Annotated in this window: 2 protein-coding genes; both read right to left on the reverse strand. The window is 61.9% G+C overall.

The genetic code is table 11. The annotated features are described in order from the left end of the window. Window positions 1-51 precede the first annotated feature (51 nt). Window positions 52-1,260 (reverse strand): beta-ketoacyl-[acyl-carrier-protein] synthase family protein, encoded by a 1,209-nt coding sequence (locus EN955_RS34360; protein WP_127223572.1) that lies wholly within the window; start codon window positions 1,258-1,260, stop codon window positions 52-54. After that, a complete protein-coding gene (locus EN955_RS34365) occupies window positions 1,261-1,542 on the reverse strand; it encodes an acyl carrier protein (protein ID WP_029356603.1) in 282 nt (93 codons plus the stop codon). Window positions 1,543-1,746 lie beyond the last annotated feature (204 nt).

The raw sequence follows: 1,746 nt of genomic DNA on the forward strand, positions 1-1,746 counted from the left end.
CAAGCAGCTAGATACGACAGGTGACCTCAAATGAGGCGTCTTGCATGGCTTCTACACCTGCCTGAATGCCAGAACTGCGTTCGTACCGCCCATGGCGAAGGCGTTGCTCATGGCGACGCGCACCTTGCGCTCGCGCGGCACATTGGGTGTGATGTCGAGGTCGCAAGCGGGATCTGGCTCGCGATAGTTGGCGGTCGGCGGCACGACGTCCTCTTGGATTGCCATCACGCAGGCGATCATTTCAAGCGCGCTCGCTGCGCCGAGGCAATGCGCGTGCGTGGACTTGGTGGAAGAGATGGACATCGAATAAGCGTGGTTTCCAAACACACGCTTGATCGCCGCCGTTTCAGTCTGATCATTGCTTTTGGTACCGGTGCCGTGCGCGTTGAGGTAGTCGACGTCCTCGGCATTCAGCCCGGCATCGGCAAGGCAGGCGCGCATCGCCGACGCTGGCCCCTCGACAGATGGCGCGGCAATGTGGAAGGCATCGGCGGAAAGGCCGACGCCGGCGATCTCGGCAAGAATTGTGGCACCACGCCTCGTGGCATGCTCGTAGCTTTCCAGCACGGCCATGCCCGCACCCTCGCCCAGCACCAGGCCCTTCCTATCGGCGGAGAAGGGCCGGCAGGTATCGGGTGAAAGCACGCGCATTGCTTCCCATGCTTTCAGCACGCCCCATGCGAAGGGTGCGTCGCTGCCTCCGGAAACCATTACGTCGGCCCGGCCCAGCTTGATCTGGTCCACCGCCGAGGCGATCGCATGGTTGGCCGAGGCACATGCGGAGGTCACCCCGAAGACCGGCCCGCGCAAGCCGAGGCTCAAGCTAAGATGGACGGAAGCGGCGCTGGGCATCACCTTTACTCCAGTGAAGAGTTCAGCACGGATTGCGCTACCCAAAAGCAGTGAGCGGTAAGTTTGTTCTGTTGCGTATGAACCGGTAAATCCGACGCCCACTGTCGCGCCGAAGCGATGGGCATTCCCCTCGTCCCAGGAAAGTCCGGCCTGCCGCATGGCTTCGCGCGCTGCAAGCACGGCGAGCAAGCTGAAGCGGTCCATGGAGATGAGATGCCCCCGGTTGATGTCGTGCTGGGGCAGCGCCTTGATCTCAGCGCCGGTCATGCCCTCCAGGTCATGAAGCTCGGAATTGGCGATCGGGCCGATGGCGGAGCGGCCTTCGCGCATCTCTTTCCACATAGAGGCGGCGTCGGTGCCCAGTCCGCACAGGCCGCCCACTCCGGTGATAACGACGCGCCTGTGCATTCAAGCCTCCTTCGCAAGCAAGCCGCGGACGGCTTCCACGACGTCGCCGACATTCTTGAGATTGGACCAGGCATCGGCCGTGTTCATGTCGATCTTGATGCCGTAGGCCTGCTCCACATCCCAGAGGACGTCCGCCAAACCCAGCGAATCAAACCCGAGCGCGTCCAGTTCCGTGGCGATTGTTATCTCGCCGACGAATGACGCAGGCATTCCCTCACCGCTCTCCGACTCGGCGCGTTTCTTGATCAGGGCAATGACGTCCGTTGCGAATTGATCGGCCATTCTGTTTCCTGTCTTTCTTTCCCGCGTTTCGACCTGGACGCGGCTCAGTTCCTGAGGCGCGCCGCGTCGCGAAAGCCATCACGCTTGGGCAACTGACAAAGCCCAATGCTCATAAAGCCGGATCAGGTCCGGCCGGTGTGTGGCGTAGGTGCAGTATGACGATGTGAGCCGCTACACCGTGCGCGTCTCCCAGTCTGTCCATAG

Source organism: Mesorhizobium sp. M7A.F.Ca.CA.001.04.2.1 (assembly GCF_003998485.1).
Lineage (GTDB): Bacteria > Pseudomonadota > Alphaproteobacteria > Rhizobiales > Rhizobiaceae > Mesorhizobium > Mesorhizobium ciceri.